Origin of the sequence: uncultured Nocardioides sp. (assembly GCF_902805925.1) — a bacterium.
In the GTDB taxonomy this organism is placed as follows: domain Bacteria; phylum Actinomycetota; class Actinomycetes; order Propionibacteriales; family Nocardioidaceae; genus Nocardioides.
In genome coordinates, this window is sequence record NZ_CADCUP010000140.1 from 1 (window position 1) to 6,281 (window position 6,281).

General features: G+C 74.3%; 6 protein-coding genes. 3 read left to right on the forward strand and 3 right to left on the reverse strand.

The genetic code is table 11. The features are described from left to right. Window positions 1-256: 256 nt before the first annotated feature. Together QZX64_RS10090 and QZX64_RS10095 are read left to right on the forward strand one after the other, a co-directional pair. Window positions 257-394 (forward strand): hypothetical protein, encoded by a 138-nt coding sequence (locus QZX64_RS10090; protein WP_295659104.1) that lies wholly within the window; start codon window positions 257-259, stop codon window positions 392-394. A 78-nt stretch (window positions 395-472) separates the two neighbouring features. Then, complete coding sequence (locus QZX64_RS10095; protein ID WP_295659106.1) at window positions 473-1,816, forward strand: glycoside hydrolase domain-containing protein; 1,344 nt, start codon at window positions 473-475, stop codon at window positions 1,814-1,816. Window positions 1,817-1,826: 10 nt separating this feature from the next. On the opposite strand, the gene QZX64_RS10100 is transcribed toward QZX64_RS10095, so the two are convergent. Together QZX64_RS10100 and QZX64_RS10105 are read right to left on the reverse strand one after the other, a co-directional pair. Further along, window positions 1,827-3,203, reverse strand: a complete 1,377-nt coding sequence (locus QZX64_RS10100) for a metallopeptidase TldD-related protein (RefSeq protein ID WP_295659108.1) — start codon at window positions 3,201-3,203, stop codon at window positions 1,827-1,829. Between the two features lie 14 nt (window positions 3,204-3,217). After that, window positions 3,218-4,750 (reverse strand): TldD/PmbA family protein, encoded by a 1,533-nt coding sequence (locus tag QZX64_RS10105; protein WP_295659111.1) that lies wholly within the window; start codon window positions 4,748-4,750, stop codon window positions 3,218-3,220. Window positions 4,751-4,784: 34 nt separating this feature from the next. Here QZX64_RS10105 and QZX64_RS10110 point away from each other — a divergent pair, with 34 nt between their 5' ends. Beyond that, on the forward strand, window positions 4,785-5,480 hold the full coding sequence (locus QZX64_RS10110; protein WP_295659114.1) for a sulfotransferase: 696 nt from the start codon (window positions 4,785-4,787) through the stop codon (window positions 5,478-5,480). A 6-nt stretch (window positions 5,481-5,486) separates the two neighbouring features. On the opposite strand, the gene QZX64_RS10115 is transcribed toward QZX64_RS10110, so the two are convergent. Continuing rightward, a partial coding sequence (locus QZX64_RS10115; RefSeq protein WP_295659116.1) for an SMC family ATPase occupies window positions 5,487-6,281 on the reverse strand: 795 nt, incomplete at its 5' end.

Consider the following 6,281-nt stretch of genomic DNA (forward strand, 5'->3'; position numbering starts at 1 on the left):
GGGGGTGCGCGTGCCCACCGCCGGAGGCCTTCGCCGAGTGACGTCCCCGAGTGGCCCGGCGGGGAGCTGGGCCGGGTGACCACGGCCCCCGGTGGCCCGCCTGTCTAGACCTCTGCGCGTCGCCGTTGTCCCTGCTCCGGGAGCGGTCCTAGCCTGCGGGACAGGGTCCTCGGACCCGACGGTCCCGCCACGGACCGGGGGAGGAGAGGCACATGGCACCCAGCGAGCAGGGTGCGCTCCGGTGGGGCGGGGCGCCATGATCCGGTTCTACCTGCCGGTCGACGACGAGGAGGCCCAGGAGGTCGTCGTGCCGCGCCAGAAGGACCGCGTCGGGGTGGACGTGCTGCCCGGGGAGAGGGAGCCGGAGGCCCACCGCCTCGACCGGCAGGGCTGACCGGGGCGGGCGCTGCAATCGCGTTCGGCCGGTTGCGATGGACTAGGGTCCGTGGACCGACTCCCACGAGAGGTCCTCATGCATCCCGTCCGGCCGCGTCGCGCCCTCGCCTGGGTCGCGGGCGCGCTGGCTCCCGTGCTGGTCCTCGCCGGCCTGCTGGCCGCTCCCGCGGCGTCCGCGGCCGGTGGCACGGCACCGGGTGACCTCACCGGCTACGCCTTCGACGCGCGGTGCGCCCCGACGCAGGAGCAGATGGACGCCTGGCTGACCGCCTCGCCGTTCTGGGGGGTCGGCATCTACCTCGGCGGCTCCACGATGTCGTGCCGCGCCACCGCGACCGACCCCGGCCAGCCGCACCTCGACGCGGCGTGGGTGCAGCGACAGACCGCGCAGGGGTGGCGCCTGCTGCCCGTCTGGGTGGGCCCCCAGGCGTCGTGCCACCCGCTGTACGCCGACCGGATCGACCCCACGCCCGACGCGTCGTACGCCGCCGCCGACGCGCGGGGACGCAGCGAGGCCGCGGCCGCGGTGGCTCGCGCCCGGGCACTCGGCGTCGCCGCCGGGAGCACGCTCTGGTACGACCTGGAGGGCGGGTTCGACCTGGCCGACGTCGACTGCCGTCGCTCCGCGCTGCGCTTCCTCTCCGGCTGGACGCTGGCCCTGCACGACCTGGGCTACCGCTCGGGCGTCTACTCCAGCGTCTCCGCCGGGATCCACGCCCTCGACAACGCCGACAACCTCTCGCCGGGCTCCTACGCCATGCCGGACCAGGTCTGGTACGCCTGGTACAACGGGCGCGCCGACGCCGAGGTCGACCCGGCATGGGTGCGCGGCGAGAGCTGGGCCGGCGACCGGGTCCACCAGTACGCCGCCCAGGAGGCCGCGACGTACGGCGGCGTCACGCTGGGCATCGACCGCAACTTCCTCGAGGTGGGAGGGGGCTCGGTGGCGCCGCGCGCCGCCCGCCACTGCCGCGGGACGCGGCTGGACTTCGGGGTCTACCGCACCGAGAGGCGGGGCGACCGGGGCGCCCGCGTGCGGGCGCTCCAGTGCCTGCTGAAGAAGCACGCGCGCTACTCCGGGCGCCTCGACGGGCGGTTCGACCGGGACGTCGTCCGCTCGCTGCGCACCTTCCAGCGCCGCCACGACCTGCGGGTGACCGGCAGGGCGACCGGCCAGGCGTGGGTGGCCCTGCTCTCCCGCGGCGGCACCCCGCTGCTCAAGGTCGGGTCCGCCGAGGAGTCCGTGCGCCGCCTCCAGCGGGCGCTCGCGGCCGCCACCGCGCGGCGCGTGCGGGTCACCGGCGTCTTCACCGACGCCACCGCGGCCGCCGTCCGCGACTACCAGGGCGGTGCCGGCCTGGCGGCGACGGGCGTCGTCGCGGCCGAGACCTGGCAGGCGCTGCTGCGCGGGCGCCGCTGAGCCGACGCCCTCAGCGGGCCTGGCTGACCGAGCTCATGTTGAAGTCGGGAACGCGCAGGGCGGGCATCGCGGTCCGGCTGAAGTAGTCGTCCCCCCACTCGCGGCTGAAGGCCGGCACGGTCGCGGAGGCGTGGCTGAAGCGGGACAGCAGGTCCACCGGGCTCTCGTTGAACCGGAAGTTGTTGACCGCGCCGGTGACCTCGCCGTCCTCCACGAGGTAGACGCCGTCGCGGGTGAGGCCGGTGAGGAGCAGCGTCTGCGGGTCCACCTCGCGGATGTACCACAGGCAGGTCAGCAGCAGGCCCCGCTCGGTGCCCGCGACGAGGTCGTCGATGCCGCCGTCCGCACGCTCGACGTCGAGCACGAGGTTGTCGATCGCCGGGGTCACCGGCTGACCGGTCATCGCGGCGCTGTGCCGGGTCTGGAGGAGGGCGCCCAGGTCGCCGCCCGAGATCCAGTCGGTGCGGGCGAGCGGCAGGGCGTTGTCGAAGACGGAGTCGGTGTTCGAGGAGGAGCCCGCCACGTTGAACGGCGAGCACTCCAGGCCGGGGTAGGCGGGGTCCGAGTAGAGCGTCACCTCGGGCCGGGCCACCTGCTCGCCGATGCGGGTGCCCCCGCCACGCCGGCTGAAGACCGACTGGCCCTCGTGCGCCACCCGCGCACCGGCGTTCCAGTAGGCGTCGATCATCAGGTCGGCCACGGCCGTCGGCGGCAGGATCGTGTCGTAGCGGCCGGCGGGCAGGTCGACCTGGCGGCTGCCCCAGCCGAGCCGGGTGGCCACCTCGGCCTCCATCGCCAGCGCGTCGACGTGGGCGAAGTCGCGGGTGGCCCCGCCGACCCAGGCGCTCTGGGTGAGGTCGGCGGTCTTGCCCGTGCAGGCGTAGTGGCCGGTGGGCTGGACGTGCCGCAGCCGCACGCCGGTCGAGGAGCCGAGGTAGGTCGTGGAGACCTCGTGGTTCACGAACCCGTAGAGCACCCGCCCGCCGGAGGAGGCACGCCCGAACGCCTCGCCCAGGGCGGGTGCGAACGCGTCGTACACGTGGATGTCGGTGGTGACCGGGGCGTCGTCCCAGTCGGGTGCGGCGGCACCGGTGACCAGCTCGGCGGCGTCCTCGGCGGGGGAGGACGCGCGGGCGGCGGCGTCGGCCGCCTCGACCAGCGCGGTGACCTGCTCGGGGTCGCTGGCCGAGCCGCTCACCGAGCCGGCCCGCTCGCCCACGAACGAGATGACGGTGACCGCCACGGCGTGCATGACGCCGTTGGTGGTGAGGGTGTTGTTGGCCCACCGCAGGTTGGCGCTCGTCTGGTTGCGGACGATCGCGACGCAGTGGTCGGCGCGGGACGACGACAGCGCGTGCTCGACGAGCTGCTGGGGGGTGCTGGTCATCAGTGGCCTGCTCATCAGTGACCTGCCTCGTCGGTGGTGTTGAGGATGCGGACGCCGCGGAACAGCGCGGAGGGGCAGCCGTGGCTGACCGCCGCGGTCTGCCCGGGCTGGGCCTTGCCGCAGTTGAAGGCCCCGTGCAGCATCCAGGTGTCGGGACCGCCGACCGCCTCCATCGAGCCCCAGAAGTCCGTGGTGGTCGCCTGGTAGGCCGCGTCGCGCACCTGGCCGACGAGCCGGCCGTCCTCGATGCGGTGGAACCGCTGCCCGGTGAACTGGAAGTTGAAGCGCTGCATGTCGATCGACCAGGACTTGTCGCCGACGACGTAGAGACCGCGCTCGACGTCGGCGATGAGGTCCTCGGTCGTCGGGCCGTCCGGGGCCGGGAGCAGCGAGACGTTGGCCATCCGCTGGATCGGCACGTGCCCGGGGGAGTCGGCGTAGGCGCAGCCGTTGGAGCGGCCCCGGCCGTCGGTGGAGTTGAGCTCGGGCTTCATGTGCCCCATCGACCGGTCGAGCTGGTAGCCGACGAGCACGCCGTCCCGGACGATGTCCCAGGCCTGCGTCTCCACGCCCTCGTCGTCGTAGCCGGTGGTCGCCAGCCCGTGCTCGACCGTGCGGTCACCGGTGACGTTCATGACCGGCGAGCCGTAGACCAGCTTGCCGAGCTTGTCGTACGTCGCGAACGAGGTGCCCGCGTAGTTCGCCTCGTAGCCCAGCGCCCGGTCCAGCTCGGTGGCGTGCCCGATGGACTCGTGGATCGTCAGCCACAGGTTGGAGGGGTGGATCACCAGGTCGTAGCTGCCGGCCTCGACGCTGGGCGCCGCGAGCTTCTCGGCGAGCAGCTCGGGCACCTCCGCGAGCTCGGCGTCCCAGTCCCAGCCGCTCTCGCTGACGTACTCCCAGCCGCGCCCGACCGGCGGCGCGATGCTGGCCATGGAGTCGAACGCCCCGGTGTCGCGGTTGCTGCCCATGGCCTCGAAGGCCGGCTGCATCCGGATGCGCTGCTGGGTCGTGCGGGTGCCGTCGAGATCGGCGTAGAACTTGTTCTCGTGCACCTGGTAGAGGCTGGCCGAGGCGTGCTCCACCGCCGCGTGCCGGGTGAGCCGGTCGGTCCACTCGACCAGCACGCCGACCTTGTCGGCCGTCGGCACCTCGAGCGGGTCGACGGCGTACGACGACACCCACGTCACGTCGTCGTGGACCGGCTCGGGGGCGAGCTCCACCGGCGTCGACGTCATCGCGGAGGCCACCTCGGCCACGGCGACCGCCGCCTCGGCGACGCGTCGCGCCTCGTCTGCGGTGAGGACGACGCCGCTGGCGAAGCCCCACGCGCCGCGGTGGATGACCCGGACGGCGAAGCCGAGGTCCTCGGCGTCGGTGGCGCCCTGCAGCGCGCCGTCGCGGACGGCGAGGTACTGGTGCCGGACCCGCTCGAAGCGGAAGTCGGCATGGCTCACCCCGAGCTCCCGCGCCCGGCCGAGGGCGACCTCGGCGAGGGCCCGGTGGGGGAGCGCGGCGAAGGTCGGATCGATGTCCGTGCGGCTCATGGGGGGAACATAGCCGAACGGTAGGGTCCGGCCCATGACCTCTCCGGCCTGGCTCGGCATCGGGGCGCAGCGATCGGGGACCACCTGGCTGACCGAGCTCGTGTGCCAGCACCCGTCGGTGGGGCTGGGTGCCAACGGCCGGAAGGAGCAGCACCTGCTCCACAAGGTCGGCGACGGCGTCGAGCCGCTGTCGGCCTACCTCGACCTCTTCCCCGACGACGGGGTGCGACGCGGCGAGTGGACCCCGCAGTACCTCCGGCACTCCTCCGCCCCGTTCACCGCGGCGCGCGTCCTGGCGCCCGAGGCGCCGGTGCTGGTGGTGCTGCGCGACCCCGTCGAGCGCTTCCTGTCGGCGATGCGGCTGGCGGCGACCCGGAGGCAGTCGCCGTGGCCCTACCCGGTGCCGATCACGGTCCAGACGTTCAGCGGGTTCTACGCCGACCAGCTCGCGATGTGGGCCAACGCCGTGGGGCGTGAGCGCCTGGTCGTGCTGGTCTACGAGCACGTGCGCCGGTCGCCGCAGGCGGCGGTCGACTCGATCTGGTCGCGCCTGGGGCTGGCGCCCGTGCCGCTCACCGACGTCGACCGGCCCTCGAGGTCGAGCAGCCACGCGTCGTGGTCGCCGCCCGAGGGGCTCGTGGAGTCGCTGCGGGTGCTCTACCGGCCGCAGCTGGCGCGCCTCGAGCAGGACTGGGGCCTCGACCTCACCGGGTGGCCCACCGCGGGCTGAGGGCTCTCAGCCGCGCACGGCCTCGATGCGCGACCCCGAGCGCTGCTTGAGGACCCGGAGCTGGGTGGGGATGCGGTCGCGCATCTCCGCGACGTGGCTGACGACGCCGACGACCCTGCCTCCGTCGCGCAGCGCGTCGAGGGTGTCCATCACGTCGTCGAGGGTGTCGGCGTCGAGCGAGCCGAACCCCTCGTCGACGAAGAGCGTGTCGAGCTCGGCGCCCCCGGCCTCGTGGGCGATGACGTCGGCCAGGCCCAGGGCGAGGGCCAGGGAGACGACGAACGTCTCGCCGCCGGACAGGGTGGCGGGGTCACGGGTGTCGCCGGACCAGTCGTCGCGCACCAGGAGGCTGAGGCCGCCCCGGGTCTCGCCGGCGCCGCGACGGCCGGTGTGCTCGAGGGAGTAGCGCTGGTCGCTCATCCGGCGGAGCCGGTCGTTGGCCGCGGCCACGACCTGGGAGAGGCGGTAGGAGAGGACGTAGGCCGAGAGCCGCATCTGCAGGCGGTTGTCGGCGGACCTGCCGTCGACGAACGCGGACAGGGCGGTGGCCACCTGGAGGCGCTCGCGCAGGGGCGTCCACGCGTCGAGGGTCGCGGCCAGGTCGGCCCGGAGGCTGCGGAGACGCTCGGTGCACCGCCGGCGCCGGTCGAGCTCGGTGACCGCCCGCTCGCCCTCGTCGCACGCCCGGCGCAGGGCACCCGCGAGGGCGTGGAGGTCGGGCGCCGGCAGCTCGGCGGCGGCACGGAGCGCGGCGTCGGCCAGCGCGTCGCGGGCGGCGGCGAGCGCCCGGTCGTGCTGCTC

What these genes read in the sequence shown, in the direction of transcription:
- QZX64_RS10090 (WP_295659104.1), top strand. Translation starts at nt 257, where the DNA reads ATGATCCGGTTCTACCTGCCGGTCGACGACGAGGAGGCCCAGGAGGTC.
- QZX64_RS10095 (WP_295659106.1), top strand. Translation starts at nt 473, where the DNA reads ATGCATCCCGTCCGGCCGCGTCGCGCCCTCGCCTGGGTCGCGGGCGCG.
- QZX64_RS10100 (WP_295659108.1), bottom strand. Translation starts at nt 3,203, where the DNA reads ATGACCAGCACCCCCCAGCAGCTCGTCGAGCACGCGCTGTCGTCGTCC.
- QZX64_RS10105 (WP_295659111.1), bottom strand. Translation starts at nt 4,750, where the DNA reads ATGAGCCGCACGGACATCGATCCGACCTTCGCCGCGCTCCCCCACCGG.
- QZX64_RS10110 (WP_295659114.1), top strand. Translation starts at nt 4,785, where the DNA reads ATGACCTCTCCGGCCTGGCTCGGCATCGGGGCGCAGCGATCGGGGACC.